At 67.8% G+C, this 21,621-nt stretch carries 17 protein-coding genes and 1 tRNA gene; 8 read left to right on the top strand and 10 right to left on the bottom strand.

The genetic code is table 11. The features are described from left to right. Positions 1–285 precede the first annotated feature (285 nt). The 4 genes from O7553_RS27010 to O7553_RS26995 form a co-directional block, all read right to left on the bottom strand. Complete coding sequence (locus tag O7553_RS27010) at positions 286–552, bottom strand: hypothetical protein (protein WP_281552375.1); 267 nt, start codon at positions 550–552, stop codon at positions 286–288. 330 nt (positions 553–882) lie between these two features. Then, the gene (locus O7553_RS27005) at positions 883–1,215 is read right to left on the bottom strand and encodes a hypothetical protein (protein WP_281552374.1); all 333 of its coding nucleotides are present in this window, start codon (positions 1,213–1,215) and stop codon (positions 883–885) included. A 4-nt stretch (positions 1,216–1,219) separates the two neighbouring features. Then, positions 1,220–1,456, bottom strand: coding sequence for a hypothetical protein (locus tag O7553_RS27000; protein ID WP_281552373.1), 237 nt, complete (start codon positions 1,454–1,456; stop codon positions 1,220–1,222). Beyond that, positions 1,453–1,815 (bottom strand): DivIVA domain-containing protein, encoded by a 363-nt coding sequence (locus tag O7553_RS26995; RefSeq protein WP_281552372.1) that lies wholly within the window; start codon positions 1,813–1,815, stop codon positions 1,453–1,455. The genes O7553_RS27000 and O7553_RS26995 overlap by 4 nt, the downstream gene beginning before the upstream one ends. A 275-nt stretch (positions 1,816–2,090) precedes the next feature. Here O7553_RS26995 and O7553_RS26990 point away from each other — a divergent pair, with 275 nt between their 5' ends. The 4 genes from O7553_RS26990 to O7553_RS26975 all read left to right on the top strand — a co-directional run bounded on the left by O7553_RS26990 (position 2,091) and on the right by O7553_RS26975 (position 6,407). Beyond that, positions 2,091–3,587 (top strand): IS66 family transposase, encoded by a 1,497-nt coding sequence (locus tag O7553_RS26990; protein ID WP_281550504.1) that lies wholly within the window; start codon positions 2,091–2,093, stop codon positions 3,585–3,587. A gap of 294 nt (positions 3,588–3,881) precedes the next feature. Then, positions 3,882–5,165, top strand: a complete 1,284-nt coding sequence (locus O7553_RS26985) for a helix-turn-helix transcriptional regulator (RefSeq protein WP_281552371.1) — start codon at positions 3,882–3,884, stop codon at positions 5,163–5,165. 55 nt (positions 5,166–5,220) lie between these two features. Continuing rightward, complete coding sequence (locus O7553_RS26980) at positions 5,221–5,826, top strand: hypothetical protein (RefSeq protein WP_281552370.1); 606 nt, start codon at positions 5,221–5,223, stop codon at positions 5,824–5,826. 35 nt (positions 5,827–5,861) lie between these two features. Next, entirely contained in the window at positions 5,862–6,407 is a 546-nt protein-coding gene (locus O7553_RS26975; RefSeq protein ID WP_281552369.1) for a GNAT family N-acetyltransferase, read from the top strand. Positions 6,408–6,854: 447 nt separating this feature from the next. On the opposite strand, the gene O7553_RS26970 is transcribed toward O7553_RS26975, so the two are convergent. Together O7553_RS26970 and O7553_RS26965 are read right to left on the bottom strand one after the other, a co-directional pair. Further along, positions 6,855–10,922 (bottom strand): trypsin-like peptidase domain-containing protein, encoded by a 4,068-nt coding sequence (locus O7553_RS26970; RefSeq protein WP_281552368.1) that lies wholly within the window; start codon positions 10,920–10,922, stop codon positions 6,855–6,857. 17 nt (positions 10,923–10,939) lie between these two features. Continuing rightward, positions 10,940–11,269: a CU044_2847 family protein gene (locus O7553_RS26965; RefSeq protein ID WP_281552367.1), complete on the bottom strand. Its 330-nt coding sequence runs from the start codon at positions 11,267–11,269 to the stop codon at positions 10,940–10,942. Between the two features lie 126 nt (positions 11,270–11,395). Between O7553_RS26965 and O7553_RS26960 the strand changes: the two genes are divergently transcribed. After that, positions 11,396–12,337, top strand: a complete 942-nt coding sequence (locus tag O7553_RS26960; RefSeq protein WP_281552366.1) for a hypothetical protein — start codon at positions 11,396–11,398, stop codon at positions 12,335–12,337. After that, the gene (locus O7553_RS26955) at positions 12,334–15,675 is read left to right on the top strand and encodes a DUF87 domain-containing protein (RefSeq protein WP_281552365.1); all 3,342 of its coding nucleotides are present in this window, start codon (positions 12,334–12,336) and stop codon (positions 15,673–15,675) included. The genes O7553_RS26960 and O7553_RS26955 overlap by 4 nt, the downstream gene beginning before the upstream one ends. Before the next feature lie 150 nt (positions 15,676–15,825). Here O7553_RS26955 and O7553_RS26950 read toward each other — a convergent pair whose 3' ends face one another. The 3 genes from O7553_RS26950 to O7553_RS26940 all read right to left on the bottom strand — a co-directional run bounded on the left by O7553_RS26950 (position 15,826) and on the right by O7553_RS26940 (position 17,843). Continuing rightward, entirely contained in the window at positions 15,826–16,860 is a 1,035-nt protein-coding gene (locus O7553_RS26950) for a hypothetical protein (protein ID WP_348650028.1), read from the bottom strand. A gap of 376 nt (positions 16,861–17,236) precedes the next feature. After that, entirely contained in the window at positions 17,237–17,572 is a 336-nt protein-coding gene (locus O7553_RS26945; RefSeq protein ID WP_281552363.1) for a hypothetical protein, read from the bottom strand. After that, positions 17,529–17,843 (bottom strand): hypothetical protein, encoded by a 315-nt coding sequence (locus O7553_RS26940; protein ID WP_281552362.1) that lies wholly within the window; start codon positions 17,841–17,843, stop codon positions 17,529–17,531. Before O7553_RS26940 ends, O7553_RS26945 begins: the two co-directional genes overlap by 44 nt. Positions 17,844–17,899: 56 nt before the next feature. Here O7553_RS26940 and O7553_RS26935 point away from each other — a divergent pair, with 56 nt between their 5' ends. Beyond that, on the top strand, positions 17,900–19,291 hold the full coding sequence (locus O7553_RS26935) for an acyl-CoA synthetase (RefSeq protein ID WP_281552361.1): 1,392 nt from the start codon (positions 17,900–17,902) through the stop codon (positions 19,289–19,291). Between the two features lie 269 nt (positions 19,292–19,560). Further along, the gene (locus O7553_RS30240; protein ID WP_348651184.1) at positions 19,561–20,853 is read left to right on the top strand and encodes a hypothetical protein; all 1,293 of its coding nucleotides are present in this window, start codon (positions 19,561–19,563) and stop codon (positions 20,851–20,853) included. Positions 20,854–21,531: 678 nt separating this feature from the next. Here O7553_RS30240 and O7553_RS26925 read toward each other — a convergent pair. After that, positions 21,532–21,604, bottom strand: a tRNA-Ala gene (locus tag O7553_RS26925). Between the last annotated feature and the right edge of the window lie 17 nt (positions 21,605–21,621).

Here is a 21,621-nt window from a genome sequence, read left to right as displayed (position 1 = left end):
GCTTCCAACAAGCGAGTGGCAACACCGCGCCAACGACCCGTCTTGACTTTGAACCACACGCGGTCCTTCAGGGTAACGACCCTTTCAACACCTCCAGCAGCATGTGCTTCCGGTAAGCGCTGAGCCTCTACTATCAGATCATGATCATGCTCACTGAGCGATTCGGTGATAGGTGGAACTCGAAGATCAAGATTCGTCATACAGACGCGCGTTGGTCGGACGGGCTTGGCCTCACCGCTCATTCGATGAGTTTAGAGCCCAAACCCACCCAAAATCCAGACGGGCTCAGCGCCCGTCAGGCATGCCACCGTACTCGTCAAGCCGATCAGCAGGCACCCCGGTAAGGAGTGAGACAGCGGACCTGGACGAACCGTCAAGGTGGCTAAGAGCAGCGCGAACGCCCTCGTTGATCTCGCTACGATGTGCCTCGATGTACTCGCGCACAGCAGCATCGACGATGTCTTTCTTGGCCATGCCCAGAAAGTGGGCGGCGTGAGAGATGAGCTGGTCAGTACCGACGTCAACCTTGATGGGAGCGGACGTTGCAGCCATGAGGCCCCCTTCCTGTGACCTACAGTACCTTGGTACCAAAGTACCCGGCAACACCTAGCACCTTACCTCTCAACGATACTGGTCCTAGGCTGGTACGGCGACCGCGTTGCGAAGTCTGCACCTGATCATGTGAGCGTGTAGCCCCAGGCGAGGAGCTAGCAGTCAAGCTGCCAGCATGGGCATATCGGTAATCTACGGACAGACAGGTGCTAAGTACCTAATCTCGCCGCCCGCACACCGGCTCGGCCGACGACGAGGCAGGTGGCAGATGCTGCGTGACTATCTGGAGCCGATGAACGGCGACGGCGCTGCCGGTTGAGACCGGCCGACTCACCTGACGGTTCGTCGGGCCTGTTCGGCTCGCCACAGCAGTTCGCCCTGCTCGGCGGCTGCCTCGTCGGCGGCGATCCATCCGTCGATCTCGGTCCGGTGGTCGGCGTAGTAGCGCAGCGCGACGTCGACGCTGTGCCGGCTCAGCCCGGTGCTCGCCATCATCTCGGTGACCAGTTCGTCGCCGTCCAGCTCGGGGGTTTCGGCCTTGAGCGCGTGTCGCGCGGCGATGACCTCCCACACGTCGGGGCCGCCGGCCAGCGCGGCCCGCTGCCCGGTCGGGCCGTCGCGCAGCAGGATGCCGGGGTACGTCGCGCCGTCGTACAAGCTCATGGGCCTACTCCTCCTCATCGAAAGGAAGTGCGGGTCCGTTGTCGGTGACTCCGTCGGGGAGCCGGCCGGCGGCGGCAAGCCGCTCGTACGCCCAGCGCCAGTCGTCGCAGCGGCTCCGCAGGCAGGACACGCAGACCTTGAGCGTCGGCGAGTCGGTGTGGGCGGCCAGCACGTCCCGGTAGACGGCGACGAGGTCCTCGCGGACCGGCACCGCCTCCCCGGCGGCCGGCCCGCCGCTCACCGCGCACCCGCGTAGTGGTGGTGCTGGCCGTTGGCCTGCCGCTGCGGGTCGAACCGGGCCTCGAACTGCTCGGTCTGCCATGCGCGCAGCGCGTTGCGCACCCGGTCGGCTTCGGTCCAGGCCATCCGCAGCTCACGGCGTAGCTCGTCGACCTCGTCGGCGACCCGTTCCAGGTAGTCGTGGACCTCGTCGGGGTCGAGGCCGCCGCGCCAGCGGCGCGGCAGGAACCGCATGGCGCGCACCGCCGGCCCGGTCAGCCGCGATCGCCGTACGCCGTTGTGCCCGCTGTTGCTCCGGTAGTCGCCGCCGGTCACGGCTGCCAGCCGGTGCCGTACGGTCGCCGCGTTGCGCCTGAACACGTTGTGCCTCCTTGGGGGAGAGAATCGTGGAGAGGCGCCGGGGCGGGCGGGATCACGCCAACCGAGTTTGCAGACCTGGGAGCCGCGTTGCCGGGCACCCGCCCCGGGCCGTGCCACCACGATGCCGCGCGCACACGGCCGGAGAACAGCGCATGCTTGGTGCACGCTGTGCCGTAAACATTCAGGTGGTGCGCGAAGAGTGACGGTCAGCGCGGGTTGAGTGACGGGGTTCGACCGGCTCGACGCCGTTCTGTCCGTTGTGGTTTGATCTTGGCGTGTCGGTGTCGGAGGATCTGTCTCGTGAAGAGTTGATCTCGCTGGCACGGACGCAGGACGCTCGGATTGCTGAGCAGGACGCGCAGATCGCGGAGTTGACGGCGGCGTACGAGGCGCTCGCGGTGCGGCTGGCGCGGGTCGAGCATCTGTTGTCGCGGAACTCGTCGAACTCGTCGTCTCCGCCGTCGAAGGATGATGATCCGGGGCGTACGCCACCTGCGGCGAGGAAGAAGCGGGACACCCCGGCGGGTACGCGGGGTAGGCAGCGGGGTGCGCCGGGGTCGAACCTGGCCTGGTCGGATGCTCCTGATCAGCGGCGGGACCGGTTCCCCGAGGGTAGTTGCGGGTGCGGCGCGGAGTTGGTGGACGCGCGGGATCTGGGTGTGGTGGACCGGTATCAGCAGGTCGAGGTTCCGTTGATGACCGCGACGCTGACCCAGTACGACCAGCATGCGGTGCGGTGTGGGTGCGGGAAGCTGCACACCGCGGCCCGGCCGGAAGGCGCGGGGGCCGGTCCGGTGGGGTACGGCCCGAACCTGCAGGCGTGGGCGGTCTATCTGATGGTCGTGCATTTCATCCCGGTGCAGCGGTGTGTACAGATGCTTCGGTCGCTGACCGGTGCGACACCGTCGCCGGGGTTCGTGCACGGCGTGCTGACCCGGGTCGCGGCGCTGACCAGCGAGGTCGACAAACGGATCCGCATGTTGATCACCCTGGCGTACGCGGTGTGCTGTGACGAGACGCCGCTGCGGGTCGGGCCAAAGAAACCGAGGCCGGGCCGGAAGAAGGCCGAGAAGTACCTGCTCGTGGCGTGTACCGAGTTGTGGACTCACTACCAGGTCGGTGACCGGGACCTGGCCACGTTCACGGCGTTCGTGGTCAAGGACCTGACCGGCTCGGTGGTCGTGCACGACCGGTACCGGAACTACGACTCGGCCGAGTTGGGCACGCTGGTCCACCAACTGTGTTGCGCTCACCTGTTACGTGATCTTGACGGTGCGGCCGAGGTGTACCCCGACGCGGTCTGGCCGAAGCAGATCTCCGACGCGCTGCGCGCGCTGATCCACGAGACGAACACGGCCCGTGAGCAGAACCGGCCGGGCATCGACCCCACAGTGAAGGCCGAGTTGCTGTACCGGCTGCACCACGGCGTGCTGGTCGGACTGTCCGACACCAGCACCATCGGCAACCGGCCGGGTGAGCGTAAAGCCCGCCTGCTGTTGGAAGTCTTCCGGGACCGACGTGCCGACGTGCTGCGCTTCGTTGACGACCTGTTGGTGCCGCCGACGTCGAACCAGGCCGAACGGGACCTGCGACCGGCGAAGATCCAGCAGAAGATCTCCGGGCGGCTCACCAGCGAGCAACGCACCAAGGATCGGTACAAGATCCTCGGCTACGTCTCCAGCGCGGCGAAGAACGGCCTCGACAAAATGGCCGTCCTGCGCGACGCCATCCTCGGACGACCCTGGATGCCGAACCTACCCGCACCCACCTGACCCCCACCCCACCCAGGTCAACATCAGCCGGCGGCCACCAACCAACCGGCCATCACGCTATGCCACCACGCGGAATCCCAGCGCGCACCACCTGAATGTTTGCGCTGTGCCGAGCTCGTGATGCACGTTTGTAGCGACACCCGCACCGAGCTGCACTATCACGCTTTCCTCGGTTTCGAGCCGTGGAACTTCCACGTAATCCACAGCGCTAGCAGCCCGTTGCATTGATCTTGTTCTTCTGTGTGTACTACGTGCACCGTGGACATTGTTCCGACGCGACGGGAGGGCGTCCAGGTGACGACGACACGGCGACACCGGTTCATCCAGCACCGCAAGGCTGCCGGTTTCACTCAGGAAGGGCTCGCCGCACACCTGTACATCGACCGCACCACCGTCGCCCGATGGGAGCGCGGGGAGACAGATCCACACCCAGCGGTACGCGCGCGACTCGCCGAGGCCCTTGACCTGCCAATTGATCAGCTCGATGCGCTGCTCGCTGACGAACCGACGGATCTCGCTCTGGACAGCACCGAATCCGGCGGTACCGTGGCATTCGGGGATCCCGATGGAGGTGATCTTGTGGACCGCCGCGCGTTCGCGATCAACACCGCTCTCGCTGGGCTCGGCATCGCCACACCACTGCGCGACTGGATCACATCGCCGCAGGTGCCGCAGCACCTCGGCATGGAGCACATGCGGCAGGTCTCCGAGACGATCATGGCCTTCGAGCGAGCTGACGCTGTTGTAGGCGGCGACAGCCTGTGCGACATTGCCCTCGCCATGTACCGCCGCCTGGCCCGCTGGGAGCGCGAAGCCAGCTATAACCATCAGGTCAGCGAGGCTCTGCAAGACTGCCTTGGGGACTTGGAATCGCAGGTGGGCTGGCTTGCTCTCGACGCCGAGCGCCACCAAGAGTCCCGTCACTACCTGAACGAAGCCGTCATCCGTGCCCGGCTCCGCGACGACCCGCGCCTTGAAGTGCAAGCGCTCCAGCAACTCTCGATGCTGGTGCGCGATACGAATCCACGCGAAGCCCTGCGGTACGCCGAGGCAGCTCAGCGGATTGCAGCGCCGTGGGCCACCCCTCGTTTGAAGACGCTGCTGCATCTCCGATCCAGCCTCGCCCACGCCAAGGGCAAAGACGCCTCAAGCTTCGGCCGGGAGTTGGTGAACGCCAAGATCCAATTCGACCGTGGTCTACACGACGACGATCCGGACTACATCGGGTTCGTCACCATCCACGAGGTCAACGCAACCGAAGGTCTGTCGCATCTGGCGCTCGACCGCCCCGACCGAGCCGCAGCCAGCTTCATCGGCCGACTCGAACGCCCCGATCCGGTCTTCAAGCGGAACGAGTATCTGGGAAAGCTCAACATGGCTACGGCCCTGTACCAGCAGGGCGACCATGCGGGATCCGGCGTGATCGCGCTCAACGTTCTGCCTGCTGTCGCGTCGCTCAAGTCTCGGCGCACGCGGAAGCGCCTGGCGTCCCTGCGTGCCGACCTCGGGCGGACGGCTCCACACGTGCCGGCAGCTCGTGACTTCATCGAGGCGTACGACGCCGCCAAGGTCGCCTGACGGCCGACCCAGCAGGCAGGGCTGTCACTGGACGAGGCGAGGGAGGTGTTGAAGGATGCCTGAGACCGTTCTCGACCTGATTGTGGTTTCTCCACAGACCGACGAGGAAGACTGGGTCATCTACAGCCCTCAGATTCCCGGGCTGGCGGGCGGTCGCGACAGCTTTCTACAACTTCGCGAGGATCTACCCGAAATCCTCCGCTTTGCCGGAGTCGATTTGCCTGCGCACCTCCGGATCCACGTTGAGGAGATCTACGACTCAACCGATGCCGACTACGTCATTCGAGTGGCTCAGGATCCTTCTCGCAAGGACCGTGCGGCGACTGCCAACCGTCTCCGGGCAGCACTGACGGATGAGCTGCAGCGATACGACCTCCTTGGCTCGCCCCGCACCCGAACGGGCGAAGTTATTTTCATCAGCGCGGTCGCTTCCGACACGCTCGGCGAGCTGGCGGCGCAACTCCACCCCTCCGGGGACGCTGCAGTAATTGTCTGCAGCGTGGCAGACAATTTCATCTGGACCTTCCACTTCACCAACAGCGAAGAACTCGACGAAGACGCGCGTTCTCTCGTCGATCTGGGAATCTCGGAGAGCACGACCATCGGCGAGATCATGGGGCAGCGGACTAACAGCCACCCACTGGCAGTTCTCGCGGCCTAGCCCACTAGAGACTGGACGCGAAGGAAGGCGACTTGATGGCGGTCGACGGTCTCAAGCTCGACGTCTACGACGCTGACCAGGCGAAGGCAATCCTTGAAGACCTGGTCGCCGTCTACATCGAGATATACGACGAGCCGGCCGACGCGTTCCACGGCGAGGACCGCTACCGCAGGCAAATCAACGGGCACATGACGCTGCCCGGCTGGAAGCTCGTCACCGGCACGGTCGGCAACGAACTCGTCGGCTACGCCTACGGCTTCCCGTTGTCGTCGGACCGCTGGTGGGCCGGGCTACTCACGCCCGTACCGGACGGCTTCACCGATGAGGACGGACAGCGCACCTTCGCGATCAGCGAGATCATGGTCCGCGAGTCCTGGCGGCGACAGGGCATCGCCCGCGCGCTGCACGACGCGTTGCTCGGCAACCGGAAAGAGTCCAGAGCCACCCTGCTCGCCGACCCGAAGAACGCCCCGGCGCAGGCCGCGTACGCCTCCTGGGGCTGGCGCACCGTCGCCCAGCTTCGCCCCAACTGGGAGAACTCCCCCACCTACGACGTCCTCATCCGCCCGCAGCATAAGTAGGCCGCCCCACCGCGACCGTCTGCTCACTCTCGGCCAGAACGCTGCCGACCAAGTGCGATCAGGGTGATCAGCACGGCTGCCGTGCCGCCGAACACGACGCCGGCCCAGCCCGGAAGGCCGGCCAGTCTGCCAGCCGCATACCCCACGCCGGCGCAAGTCAGACCGGACAGCGCGACCGCCGACCAGCCCACCGCATTCAACTGGACCCGACGGACCGGACGTGATGCACGTCGGCGAGCCCTCCACCGCGAGGTAGGGCGGTACTCGCTGTATCGACGTCGCATGATGACCTCAGCAGCGGTGAACGGGAGCGATCATCGGCTGCATCCATGCTGACACAGCGGCCCCAGTATCAGCGAAGTGAGGCGTACGCACCCTAAACGAACTCGCGAGGTAGCTGATGTCAACGACATTTGAAATTTCAAATGTCGTTGACACTCGATGCACTCAACTCGTGATTGTGAGCGCCAGCAGGCCCTGGTCCAGCCCGATCAGTAGCGTGTCGTCGACGGTGCAGCAGGCCAGCGCTGGATGGAGCACGGGGATCGTGCGTACCGCGCGAGCGGTCGGTGGGTCCCAGACCCGGACGGTGCGGTCGTGGCTGGTCGAGGCGAGCAGGTCACGCCCACCCACCCGGACCAGACTCAGCCCGGTCACCGGCCCCGTGTGCCCGGTCAGCCAGTGAATCGGCTGACCCAGCTCGGCGTCCCACAACCGGATGGTGTGGTCCGCGCTGGCCGATGCCAGCGCCGGACGGCCGGCGACCACGAGCCCGCAGAGTGCGTTCACCGCGTCCTGGTGCCCCTGCTGCGACCAGAGCTGCGTGCCGTCGGTGTCCCAGAGCATGATGGTGCCGCTCTTGTCTGCGGAGGCGAGCAGCTCGCCGGCCGGCCCGGCGACCGTGGCCAGCGTCGTCACCCAGGCCAGGGTCACGTGCCCGAGCAACACCCCGCGCACGTCGCCCGAGTACGGACGCCACAGCCGGACAGTCTGGTCGTCGCCGGCAGAGGCCACCAACAGCTCCGCGTCGTGCTGCACCGGGCAGACGGCGGCGACGCGCTCGTAGTGGCCGTTCATCTCCCCCTGTAGTGTCCCGTCCCGCGCGTCCCACAGCTTGACGGCTCGATCATCGCCAGCGGTCAGGATGCGCGGTTCCTCCTCGTCGGGTACGACACATAGCGCATTGACCGGGCCGTCCGACGCCCGGAACTCGCGCAGTTGGGCACCGGTGACCGCATCCCAGATCCGTACCTGCCCGTCCAATCCGGCGGATGCGACCAGCCGGCCCTCGGCGCCCGGCACCGGGCACACTGCGGTCACCGCCCCGATCCGGTCGCGCTCGGCGACCGCCCCAGGCGGTCCGCCGCCCGGGTCCCACAGCCGAACGGTGCCGTCGTCGCCGGCGGTGGCGAGCATCCGGTTCTTCGCCGTCGGCAGCTCGCAGACCGCCCGGATCCAGCTGGCATGCCCGCGCAAACTCGGCCGAGGGATCCAGGTCTGCTGCGGGGCGCCGGTCGGCACCTCCCACATTCGGATCAGTCCGTCCTCACCGGTCGAGACCAGCAGGCATCCGTCGCTGACATCGACTGTGCACAGATCGGTCAGCGGACCTCCGGTTCGCAGGACCTGGACGCACGCCCTGGTCACGGGATCCCAGATTCGCACCGTGCCGTCATAGCCCGCCGAGGCGAGCAGGGTACGGCCGGGGGTACGCACCGCGTACAGAGTGTTGACCCAGCCGAGGTGACCGGTGAGGACTCCGGTCGGCTCCCCACCGGTCGCCGGGTCCCACAGCCGCACCGTGCCGTCGTAGCCGGTGGAGGCGAGCAACTGTCGGTCCCCGACGGGCACGTGGGTCACCGCCGTCACCCAGCCGGTGTGCCCGGTCAGCACATGGCCTGGTCTGCCCGTCTCCGGATCCCACAACCGCACCGTCCGGTCGTCACCGGCGGAGGCGAGCAGGTCACCGTCGGGCATTGGGATCGCGCAGATGTTGCGTACCCAGTCGCCGTGGCCACGCAGCTCGTGCCGGCGGTGCCCGGAACGCGGGTCCCACAGTCCGATGGTGCCGTCGTGGCTGGCCGTGGCGAGCAGCACCTCACCGGTGGCGAGGCGCACCGCGCAGACACCATGAATCGTGTCGTCGTGGCCGGTGAACGTCTGCTCGGCCTGGTTGGTCAGCGGATCCCAGAGTCGCACAGTGCCGTCGTCGCCGGCCGAGGCGAGCAGCCGACGCCCGTCGATGACGATCGCCGCCACGTCGTAGACGGCCTCGGAGTGTCCGTCGAGGATGCTGCGTTCCTGCCGGGGCGGGGTGTGCGCCCAGCCTCCCCGGTACGGGGCGGCCGCCGCCGTGATCCCGTTGTCCAGGCCGTCGAGCCGGTCGACGACGGAGAACAACGCGGCCCGCTCAGCCGGCGCGGCTGCCACCGCCAGCGGGGTCCGTTGCAGGAGCCGGGCGCGGGCAACCGCGAGCGGCGTCTGGGCCGCGTCCGCCACCGTGAGTAACCGGTCCAGGTGGGCATGCAGCAGATAGTCGTTGTCGGTGAGTAGGTCGTCGACGGCGCCGGCGCGGGACGCGTGCTGCGGTAGCGACCGCAGCAGGTAGTCGGGAGCCGTGGCCCATCCGGTGGCTCGCGCGGCGGCGGTCCAGCTCGCGAGCAGCCGGGCGTGGTCGTCACGCCGCGCCGCCTGCGCGTCCCGATCGGCCAGCAGCGCGTCGTTGAGCGCCTGGTGGAACAGCCGGTACACGGGCTGAGCGCCGCCGCCGGTCTCGACGAGGAAGTTCGCCGCCGAGGTTCGCGCGAAGTCGGCGAGTTCCGGTTCGGTGACCGCCCCGCCGAGGGCTTCGATCGCGGCCTGCCACAACGGCAGCGGCAGTCCTGGCGTCTCGGCGTACGCCAGGGCGGTCAACGCCAGCCGGGCCGATGTCCGGCCGGCGGTCGGCAGCCCGGCCAGGTAGGTGTCCAGGGCGTGCGCCACGGTAGCGGTGAACGACACCTCGTCCGGGTCGATCGCGGTGTTGTCGCGCAGCGCGTGAGCGCGGGCGATCAGGCCGGCGACCAGGAAGTTTCCCTTGGCGAGGGCGGCGATACGGCGGGCGAGCGGCGCGGCGACGGTCGGATCGGCGTACGGGTTGCCTGGTCGTTCGGCACCGATCAGTTGCAGCGTCGCCTGGGCGTAGTCGGCCAGGTCGGATTCGGCGAAGTACTCCGGCGCGTCCAGGTCGACGAGTTCCGCGTTACCGCCGAAGCGGCTGATCAGGTCACCGTGATCGTCTGAGCGCCGGGTGCCGATCACGATCCGCAGGCCCCGAGGGCCACAGTCACGGGCCAGCGGCATCAGGATGTCGTCGATCACCATGCGCGCCTGCGCCGGGTCGGTCGCCTCGTCGAGCGCGTCGAGGACCAGGGTGAATCGGGTCCGTCGGTGGTTCAGCTGGTCGCGCACCGCAGGCATCAGATCAGCCGGTACGCCGGGCAGCTCGACGGCGACGGCACGGGCGATCTCGGCGGCGACTTCGAGGGCAGTCTTGCCCTTGACGTGCACTGCGCAGGAAACCGCACCGACCGGAGCTCGGACGGCCATGTCCGTGTCGGACAGTTCCCCGCTGATCTGCTGGTCGGCGGTGGTGACGATCCGCCCGAGCACGGCTGACTTGCCGACCCCCGGCGACCCGGTGACGATCAGCGGCCGGCTGATCGGTTCGACGCTGTCGATCCAGTCGACGACGCGACGCAGGGCGGCGGCCCGGCCGCGGAACCGCGCGCCGCCTTCGGTGTCGACCGCGACCCCGCGTGCCCTGGGCAGCCAGTGCCGGCCTGCCTCGCCGTCGGTGGCCAGGGCCCATCCCCAGGCGGCAAGGGCGGCGTCGTCCGCGTCGGCGGCCCGCCAAGCGGACAGAGTCGCCAGCTTCATGTCCGGTAGTTGCTGGTCGGCGTAGTGCAGGGTCACGGCTTGGCCGCCGCCCTGAGCGTCGGCGGTGACAACGACGCCGACCACCGCCTGGTACTCGGATGACCAGACCGGACCGCCACTGAATCCCTTGCTCAGCTGGGTGGCCGGCGAGGTGTGGATCATGACGCGGCCCCACCCACCAGGCTGGCCGACACTACCTTCGGCATGGCAGCCGCCGACCACGTGCGTCGGGAACCCGTACGTCCAGTAAGCGCTTCCCGCCAGCGGCTTGGCGGGCAGACAACGAAGTCGGGCCGGGGTCACCGAGGCCGGCACCGGCTCCACGAGTTCAAGCATGACCAGGTCGACCTTGGCATCCCGCATTCCGTCGTGCGGGCAGCCGCCGATCCGGCGGCGGTCGAACCAGGTGACCTTCTCGGCCAGTGGGAACGAGATCCAGAGGTCGTCGTACAGCTGCCCGTCGTTGCCGAACGCGACATGGTGGCAGGTCAGCACCAGGTTGCTCTCCACAACGACGCCGGTACCGACGGGGGTGTCCTGGTGCTGCCCACGGTGCAGGGCAACCAGCCAGGAGCAGTCGTCGGGTCCTGCGGTCACCAGCCGCTCCGTCCCGGTCAGCGCCGCATCGTGGTGCTGGCGTCCGGCGGCCCACCCGGATACCAGCCGAGGGTGACTTCGAAATTCCCTTCAGCCGCCGCCTTGGCGACCACCCAGTTGGTCGTGCCGGTCGCCTTGATGCCGAACTTCACCTCGACGGCATCCGGAGAGACCGCCTTGACCTGGTCCAACAACACGCTGGCGGCGGCGATGGCAGGTGCGGCGGACTCCCGTACCCAGCCAACGACGTCGCCGACCCCGGCCGGCTGAAAACCAACCGGCGGATCGATCTCGACCATCGCTACCGTCTTGTCGTCGACCTGGTAGCGGACCACTTCGGACTGCACCGCACACCTCCGCCGCCCGCGAGAAACGGGCATAAGACCGCAGCCCGCGCTCTGCGGACCGCCACCCGGGTTGCACCGACCAGCCATGCTGCCTCTCACCGACGAGATTTGGCAACGGTTCTATTCATGATCACTTTCCGGCCCCTGCGAACAGGTGTTTCAGGTGACCTCCTGCCCTGCGACATTGAAGATCCACCCATGGCGGAGTGTCAGCTATCTGCATCGGACGGACGGACCTTGCGTCGATCCAGCGGTATCGGCAGAATCGGCCAGTGCCCAGGCCACCCCCGGCCCGGCACCTCATCTTCCCGGCCACCCCGAGCTATTGATCATCGCCATGTCGATGCGACCGCTCACGCCCTTGAGGAGCACCGCATGTCGGAGAAGGAACTCACCCTCGTCGAGCGGTGCGTACTCATCAACCTGATGGTCAAGGCCGCTCCGCTGCAGCAGAGCTACCTGATCAACGTCGCGGGCGTCACCGGGCTCAAGGCGACCCATCGCCGCGCCCTGGAAGCCCTTGGGCTGATCGAGGTGACGGAGAAGCCAATCACCCTGCACCTGACCGACAGCGGGTGGGAGGCGGCCAAGGCGGAGTTGAGCAAGGACGAGCCACCGAAGGGTGCCGGCACCGCAGGTGCGACGCTCTACACGGTGCTCGACTTCGTTCGTCGGCTGATCGACCACTCGGGCGTCCGAGCGGACGACCTGTTCCGGATGCAGTTCAAGCCCGACGAGATCGCTTCCACCACCGACTCGGCAGAGCCGGTCGCGCCGACGGCCAACGGCAGCGAAGCGAGCCAGGTCGACGTGGCCACGCGGATCCGTCGGGCGTACCACGAGCTGATCGACCAACCCGGCGACTACGTCATGCTGGCCGCGCTGCGGGCCGTGCTCGCCGATCTGTCTCGCGACGATCTCGACGCCGCGCTGATCAAGCTCAACCAGGACCCCGACGTGCAGATCGTGCCGGAGTCCAACCAGAAGGTACTCAGGACGCAGGAGCGCGACGCCGCCGTCAGCATCGGCAATCAGCTACGGCATCTGATTTCGATCTCGCCCTCATGACGGGTCCCACCGGGATGACCGACGAGCAGCGGCGAGCGCTGGCCGCACTACGGTTCAACTGGGCACCGACCCCGGACGATGTCTGGAAGCCGCTTCCCTTCCACGTCGAAGGATTGCATCACCAGATCATCGAGATGGTGATGGAGGGCGTCGCCGAAGCGGATGACAGCGTCGACTCCAGCCCGGTGGGACTGGCGATCCTGGGGCAACGCGGCACCGGCAAGACACACCTGCTCGGCGCGTTGCGTCAACGGGTACAGACCGCCGGTGGCTTCTTTTTTCTTGTCAAGCTCCTGGAGGCCAGCGCGTTCTGGCGAAGCACCTCGCTGTCCCTGCTGGAGGATTTCGTCCGACCGGCACCGGACGGAACCTCTCAGCTGCGCACCTTCCTGCGCAGACTTGCCGACGAGGTCGACGCGCCGCGGGCCGTCCGTCGGTCGATCACCGGCGACACCGAACTGACCCGGCATGCCCTCGATGCCCTCGTAGACCAGGTACGGAAGATCAATCGCCAGATCGGCACCGAATGCCAGGACACTGCTCGGGCACTCGTGCTGTACGCCAGCGACGACGGCACGGCTCAGGACCTCGGCCACGATTTCCTCTCATCCAGCGACGAGGAAAGCCCGGGAGCATTGGCCGCCTGGGGCATCCGACGTAGCAAGCGAGCACCGCAGGAGATCGTCCGCGACGCGTCCCGGCTGCTCGCTCTGGTCGGGCCCACCGTGATCGCGCTCGACCAGATCGACCTGATGGTCGCGCAGTCGGTCAAGTCCACCAGTCGCGAGGTACGCGGCGAGGTCGACTGGCAGACCTCATTGCTGCTTGAGCAGATCGCCAGCGGGCTGATGTCGCTCCGGGAGAACACCCGCCGCGCGCTGTCGGTCGTCTCCTGCCTGCCACAGACCTGGCAGAGCATCAAGGAGCAGGCCACCGACACCGTGCAGGATCGGTTCCGGGAGGCGGTGCGGCTCAAGGAGATCCCGTCGCCGGACATCGGCCGCGAGCTGGTGGAGAAGCGGTTCGGCCTGGTCTTCGACGAGCTGGGCTTCACCCCGCCGTACCCGACGTGGCCGATCCATCCGTCCGCCTTCACTGAGGTCGTCCAGTTCACGCCACGCGAACTGCTCCGTCGGATCGACACCCACGTGCGCTCCTGTCTGGCCGACGGGCAGGTACGCGAGCTCACCCACCTCCTGCACGCGCAGTCCGGAAAGAACGGCCCGGCCACGAGGTCCGATGCCGTTCCCACACCCGATCGGTCCGACAAGTCCGAGGTGCAGGAAGGCGCGCAGTCGGTGCCGGCCGAGTCCGACGAGCTCGCCAAGATCGACATTAGCTACGCCGAGTTGATCGAGTCAGCCGAGACCGCAAGCGCGGTGCAGCAGTCCAGCGAGGACCTGAGAGTGCCGGCGCTGCTACAGGCCGGGTTGACCGCGTGGATCGCCGCGCAGGGCGGATCGGCCGATGAGTTCAGCCTCGACCCGCTGCCGTTCAGCGGCAAGCCGGCCCTGCACGCCCGGGTGCGGCGGACGCTCGACGAGGAGACCGAGGACGAGGAGCACTGGTCGTTCCGGGCCGTCTGTGCGCCGCACCACATCGCGGCGCTCAACCGGATCCGCAACGCCATGACCACCTCCGGGTTGACCGAAGGGGTCACCAAGCGGCGACTCTTCCTGCTCCGCAGCGCGGGCTGGTCGGCCGGTGCACGTACCCGGGAACTGCTCGACGCGTTCACCAGAGCCGGCGGGCAGACGCTTCCCTTCCCCACCGCGGACATCAGGCGCCTTGCCGCCTTGGAACGGCTGATCCAGCAGTACGGGTTGGAACGACTGCGGCCATGGTTCGCCTCCCGACAGCCGGCCTCCACCGTCGCTTTCTTGCGCGACGCGCTCGATGGCGGTGCCGACGCCAACAGGGAAAGCCATGCTGACAGTCACGACACGACGGCGCCAACCGAGCCCGATCCGGCCATGCAGCAGGTCGGCCCGCCGGTGCGGGCCGTCGGTCGGGCCTCCGTATCGGTGCGGCCGGCGGCCAGCGGGAGCTCGTCCGCTGGTCGCGGAGGGCCCGCCGAGCAGCTGGCGATGCAGGCCGGGATCGACCCGCCCCAGATGACGATCGGGTCCGTCGCCGGCCGGGCGGACCCGGTCCGAATGGACTTGGAGTCACTGCGTCGGCACACGGTGATATTCGCCGGCTCGGGATCCGGCAAGACGGTGCTGCTCCGCCGGCTTGTCGAGGAGTGCGCGCTGCGTGGCGTGTCCGCGATCGTGCTGGACCCGAACAACGACCTCGCCCGACTCGGCGATGCCTGGCCGGAGCCGCCGACCGGCTGGGGTCCTGCGGATCCGGATCAAGCTGCTGCCTACTTCGCCGGTACCGACGTGGTCGTCTGGACGCCCGGTCGTCGTGCCGGCCGCCCGCTGAGCTTTCAACCGCTCCCGAACTTCGGTGACGTACTCGACGATCCCGACGGGTTCCGCGCAGCCGTGGACTCAGCCGTCGCCACCCTCGCGCCACATGCCCGGGTCGACGGCGGCACCGACAAGGCAAGGCTGGGGCGAGCCGTGCTGCGCGAGGCACTCATTGGTTACGCCCAGAACGGTGGCAGCGACCTGCAGGCGTTCACCGATCTGTTGAACGACCTACCGGACGGGGTCAGCCAGCTCGACAGCGCACCGAAGCTGGCAGCAGGCATGGCGCAACTACTCAAGGCAGCGTTGATCGATGATCCGCTGCTCGGCGGTGACGGCACTCCCGTCGACCCGGGCATCTTGCTCACGCCGCCGCCGGGCCGACACGCCCGCGTCTCGGTGATCAGCTTCGTCGGACTGCCACACGACCACCAGCGGCAGAGCTTCGTCAACCAGCTACAGCTCGCCCTGTTCACCTGGATCAAGCGAAATCCGGCCGGCGACCGGCCACTCGGCGGACTGTTCGTGATGGATGAGGCTCAGACCCTCGCACCATCCGGCTCGGTCACCGCCTGCACCCAGAGCACCCTCGCGTTGACGTCACAGGCCCGTAAGTACGGGCTCGGTCTGGTCTTCGCGACCCAGGCCCCGAAGGCGCTGCACAATCAGATCCCCGGCAACGCTGCCACCCAGTTCTTCGGCCTGTTGACCGCACCTGTGCAGATCGAGGCGGCCCGTGACGTCGCGCGGGCCAAGGGTACCGACATCCCTGACGTCGGCAAGATGGCTACCGGACAGTTCTACGCAGCGGTGGAAGGCGCGCGGTTCGTCAAGCTGCAGGCGCCGATGTGCCTGAGCCACCACCCACGCAGCCCGTTGACAACCGAGGAGGTCGTACAACGAGCCGCCGTCCACCGGTGACCGTACCGGTGACGACGACGTTGGTTCGCGGCGGGAGATAGCCACGCCAATCAGCGGACTGGCAGCCGCTGACGGACTGGCAGCGGAGGTAGCCCCGACCATATCGGCCGAGGCTACCTTTGGACGGTACTGATCAGGTGGACGGACGGATCAGGCCGGAGAGATACCTTCGGCGAAGTCGTACAGGCTCTTGATGTCGTTGTCGAAGTACGGGCCGTCGAACTGACCATTGCCCGGGTTGTCACCGTGGCTTACCACGCTGTTGATGTACCCGTAGCCGGTCGAGTCGTTGTATTCCTGCAGCCAAGGTCCGCCGCTGGAACCGTACGTCATGTTGCAGTACATCCGGATCTGCTGGCCGCCGGGGTTCCACGTGGTGCCCTGGCAGTAGTACTGACTCTCGCCGCCACCCAGGTTGGACGGGTAACCGAGAGCGGTGACATAGACGCTGTAGCTGTAGTTCCAGCGCAGCCCGTGGCCGCCGACGGTGTCGACGACCTTGGCACCGTAGATGCCGCCGTTGTTCATGATGGCGATGCCCATGTCCTCGGCGTAGCTGCCGCTGTTGATCCAGGCGGTACGGGTGTTGAGGCTGGACGCCACGAACGTGCCGAACGGGCGCGAGCCGTTGCGGTAGCGCGGGACGAACTGCCAGTTGCTGTACCACTGTCCGCCGGGGCCCTGGTGGACGCAGTGCCCGGCGGTCATGACCAGCCGACGCTTGCCGCTGGCGACGGTGCTGGCCGAGCAGGAGGCGGTGCCGCCGGTGGGGGTGGTGAAGTAGACCTTGCCGACGGCCTGCGACTCGTTGAGCATCAGTCCGACGTCACCGCGGCTGCCGAGGCTCGGCGCGACCGGCGCCACCGCACCCGCCGGCCCGTTGGGCTTGGCGTCGGCGATCGTCGATTCGGCACCCTTCGCCGACCTCGCGAAGGTCAGGTCGACCGCCGATGCCATCCGCTCCTCGGTCCAGAAGTCGGTGACCTCCTTCGCGATCTTGGCGTTGGTGATCGCCCGGCCGTCGAGGGTGCGGGCGATGGCGCTCGTGTTGCCGTCCGACTTGAACGGCGACGACTCCGCCTGGGCGGCCGGCGCGCCGGTGACGACCAGCGCGAGTGCCAGGCCGGCCATCGCCGACCAGCGCAGTGTGGATTTCAAGAGACCCTCCCTTGTCTTGGTACCCATCTGGGCGCTAGCAGCGTATTGGCAAATTTCCATTGATCACAACGGAGTTTGAATGACTGATCACGGACACTCGCGAAACCTGCCGCTTGAGCTGGGTAGATGTCCACCAGAACCATTGGATCCAACTTCACTAAACGCTTCGACATCATGTGAGCAGGGAGCACCACCGAGAAGCATAGATTTCACGTCTCATTTATCCCATAGCATCGCGAAATACATCCGAAATACAAGTCATGTGATTTTCCGTGCCCAGCGACGAACATTTGTGGCAGGAATCAGACGGCGTGTTTCAGAACTGACCGGTAGCGGTCAGAAGAGAGCCCGTCGACAACGGAGGGAACGAACGAACCAGGCCGACCCGGTCGGTCTGGTCGATCTAGTTGATCTGGTCGACCGGGCTGTCCGGGGCGACCGGGCCGAGCACGACGGTGCCATCCGGCTCGCCGATCTCGGCGTGGTTCAGCATTGCCCAGGCGATGGCCAGCACGCCCGCCCCGGCCATCGTCACCTGCTGCCACCGGCGGGCCCGGCCCATTCCGTACCACCCGGCGACGACCAGCGCGACGAGCCCGGCCAGCAGGGTCACGAACGCGTCCCCGCCGGAGAGCCCGGCCCGCGAACCCAGCGCCGACCCGCCGGCGGTCTCCACCGCGCCGTACATGACGGCATCAGCGTCCGGACCGGCGATCCAGGGCAGCACCGACCCGAGCACCAGCAGCAGTCCACCGCCGGCCGCCGATCCGGCGGTGAGCAGCCCACGCAGCGTCGATCAGCCGCTGGACCGTGTCGGGGCGGTCGGCTCCGGCGATGGTCTCCAGCCGGACGCCGTACTTGCCGCCGTCAGTGACCTGGACCGTGACGGTGTCGTCGATCGCCACCCTGGACAGGTCCACGGCGGCGGCGTCGCGCTGCGACTTCGCCGTGTACCCGTACCCGAACAGTCCGACGAAGCCGGCGACCCAGAGCGCCAGCCCGGCAACCACAGAGCCGACAATGGTCCGGAGCCGGTCCGCCCACCGGCAGGAGGAGAGTCGGGAAGATGGCGTTGCTGAACCCCACGCGACTGACCGGCCGGCCGGCGGCGGTCACCGTCGGCGACCAGTCGATGTCCGGCGACGACCTGCTCGAAGCCGCGACCGCCGTCGCCAGGCAGATCGCTGGCGCCGACACCGTCGCGGTCGACGCCACCGCCAGCCTCGACACGGTCGTCGCGCTCACCGGTTGCCTGCTGGCCGGCACCACGCTGGTCCCCGTACCGCCGGACGCCGGCCCGGTCGAACGCGGTCACATCCTGCGCGACTCCGGCGCTCAACTGCTGCTTGGCCCCAACCCGACGAGGCCGGTCGGGAGCGGCTCCGACCAGGGCGGCTCCGACCAGGGCGGGCCCGGCCAGCGCCGGACCGTCGGGTCCGACGCCCCCGCGCTGATCCTCTACACCAGCGGCACCACCGGCGCACCGAAAGGTGTACCGGTGACCAGCGCCAACATCGCCGCCGACCTCGACGCCCTCGCCGAGGCCTGGGCGTGGACGCCGGACGACACCCTGGTCCACGGCCTGCCGCTGTTCCACGTACACGGTCTGGTGCTCGGCGTCATCGGCGCGCTACGCGTCGGCTGCCGGCTGGTGCACACCGGCCGGCCCACCCCTGGGGCGTACGCCGCCGCCGGTGGCACGCTGTACTTCGGCGTACCGACGATCTGGTCCCGAATCTGCGACGACCGACCCTCCGCCCGGGCGTTACGCGCCGCCCGGCTCCTCGTCTCCGGTTCGGCGGCCCTGCCCGCCCCGGTTTTCCGCACGCTCACCGAGCTCACCGGGCAGGCACCGGTCGAACGGTACGGAATGACCGAAACCTTGATCACGGTCAGCAGCCGCGCCGACGGCGAGCGGCGACCCGGCTGGGTCGGTACGCCGCTCGCCGGCGTACACACCCGGCTGGCCAGTGAGGACGGCGAGCAGTTGCCGGCGGACGGCGAGACCATCGGCGAACTGCAGGTTCGCGGCCCGATGGTGTTCGACGGTTACCTCGGCGCCGCCGGGCGCGGCGACTTCACCCCGGACGGCTGGTTCCGCACCGGCGACGTAGCGGCGATCGACCAGGCCGGCTGGCACCGAATCGTCGGCCGCGCCTCGACCGATCTGATCAAGAGCGGTGGTTACCGGATCGGTGCCGGCGAGGTGGAGAACGTGCTGCTGACCCATCCGGCAGTACGCGAGGCGGCGGTCATCGGCGCACCCGACGCAGACCTCGGGCAACGGGTCGTCGCGTACGTGGTGGCCGAGGGCGTGTCCCCGCAGTCGCTGATCGACTTCGTGGCCACCGAACTCTCCACCCACAAGCGCCCACGTGAAGTGCGCATCGTGGACGACCTGCCACGCAACGCGATGGGTAAGGTGCAGAAGAAGCTACTGCACGACGACCGCCGGTGACATCCCACCACTACCGACAGTCACCACATCGACATCAGCCGAACGGCTGATGTCAGGCGTTCGAGATCGATGCCATAAGTTTTCTTTACCTGCGGCTCAAGAAATCATCATTTCTGGCGCTGAAGTTGATTCTTGATTGAACCGCTCCCTAACGTGTGCGTATGGCCCGGGGCGACTAGTCATCCGCTCCCGGTGAACCCCCGCCGGCACCGTCGTGCCCGAGCCTAATACAGACATCCCAGTACGGTGAGCATTCGGAAGGTGTGCACATGGGACAAACGGCTCACAGACGCGCCGCCAGACCCGCGAAGGGCGGACGGACGCGCCGCGCCGTCATCGCGGTCGCGACCCTGTCCGCCTTCGGGGTCCTGATCGCCGTCAGCCAGATCTCCAGTGCTGGGACGGATCGCAAGGCCAGCGAGCAGGTCAACGGACTCGATGTGCTCGGGACCGGCTGCGACGACAGCTCATTGGAGCTACACGACGGCTTCCAGGTGGGCAGCCGCTGCGTCTCGACAGCGTTCGGAGAGGTCGGTGCGGCAGAGCAGAACCCGACGCTGCTGATCACCGAGTCGCCGGAATCGGTTGGCGTCGGCGAACCGTTCCAACTGCGGGTCAGCACCCGCAATCTGGTCCGGGACCGCTTCCTCCCGGCGGCTCAGGGCGGGTACTACGTGGAGTCCGCGCTGCTGACCGGAGACGGACTGACCCGCGGTCACTTCCACACCGCCTGCCGGATGCTGACCAGCACCACCGAGGCGCTCGACCCGGAGCCGGTGCCGGCCTTCTTCGTCGCGACTGAGGACGGTGGCGGCGGTGCTGAGCCGGATGTCGTCACTATCCAGGTGCCCGGGCTGCCCCAGGAGGGGATCGCCCAGTGCGCATCGTGGGCCGGCGACGGATCGCACCGGATCCCGATGATGCAGCGGGCCAACCAGACCCCGGCGATCGACGCCGTCCGTATCGAGGTGCGAGCCGGCCGAGCGGAGGAACCCCCGGCGGAGGAACCGCCCGCGGAGGAACCGCCCGCGGAGGAACCGCCCGCGGAGGAACCGCCCGCGGAGGAACCGCCCGCGGAGGAACCGCCGGCCGAGGAACCGCCCGCGGAGGAACCGCCCGCGGAGGAACCGCCGGCCGAGGAACCGCCGGCCGAGGAACCGCCGGCCGAGGAACCGCCGGCCGAGGAACCGCCCGTTGAGGAGACACCGGCACCGGCCAGCCCTGAGGCGGAGGTCACCGACGATCCGGCACCGCCGACGCAGGAAGCCAAGCCCACGCCGGAGCCGACCGAGACCGCTGCCGGAGAGGAGAAGGAAGCCGAGCCGACCGCACAGCCGAGTGCGGACCCGAGCCCGACTGCCGCTGCCGCTGCCGGTGGAATCAATGCCCCAGCCGTGGACAACCTTGCAAACGAAGCAGATGCTGACGAGTCGGCCAGTCCGCTGGCACTGACCGGCGCGAACACCATGAACTTCCTGGTCGTCGGCCTAGTGCTGATCGTCGGCGGAGTGATCCTTGTCCACCTGACCCAACGTCGCCGCTACCCGAACCGGAAGCGCTGACCTCAACCACCTCCGTACCGCACAGCTGTGCCCACCGCGCCCAACCACGCGGTGGGCACAGCTGTCCCGCCTCAGATCGTCGTCGGGCCGCACGGCTCAGGCGCTGAGCTGGACCATCAACTGGTAGTCGTCGATCAGCCCGTCAGTACGCTCGCCCCTGCCTGGGTCGACCACCTGCCAGACCACGGACACGACGTGGTTCCTCTGGCCCACCCGCCGGCAGGCCTGATGGCGTTGGACTGCCCGCGACTCGGCGCACAGCCCGCAGAGCCCAAGCCGGCCGCGCTGGTGTTCGCCACGCGGGACGGCAGCCCACTCCGGCGGTCAAACTTTCGTCGACAGGTCTGGCGTCCGGCGCTGGTCCGGGCTGGCTTACTCGGCAAGGTAGCCGAAGTGTCGCCGGACAAGTGGCACGCCAAGTGGACCGACGCGACCGGCGTCGAGCGGTTGCCGAGTTCGCGACCGAGCGGGAAGCCGTCGACCAGGTCGCGCTCAAGGCCGCTGGCGGGCTCCGCTTGCACGACCTGAGGAACTCGTACGCCACGTGGCTCATCAGCGACGGGGGTACGGGACGTGTTCGGCGACTTCTGCTGACGATTCGCTGATTCTGGTTCCTGGTCCGACTGGCCAGCGCGACAAGGGTCGATGCACTGGCGCGCCGACCAGCCAAAATGTGGGTGGAGCCAAGGGGACTCGAACCCCTAACCCCTGCCTTGCAAAGGCAGTGCTCTGCCAGTTGAGCTATGGCCCCGAGTGGTCCCCGCCGCA

Origin of the sequence: Solwaraspora sp. WMMA2059 (assembly GCF_027497315.1) — a bacterium.
Taxonomy (GTDB): domain Bacteria; phylum Actinomycetota; class Actinomycetes; order Mycobacteriales; family Micromonosporaceae; genus Micromonospora_E.
Note: the sequence above shows the minus strand (reverse complement) of the source record. Positions and strands in the feature narration are given on the sequence as shown.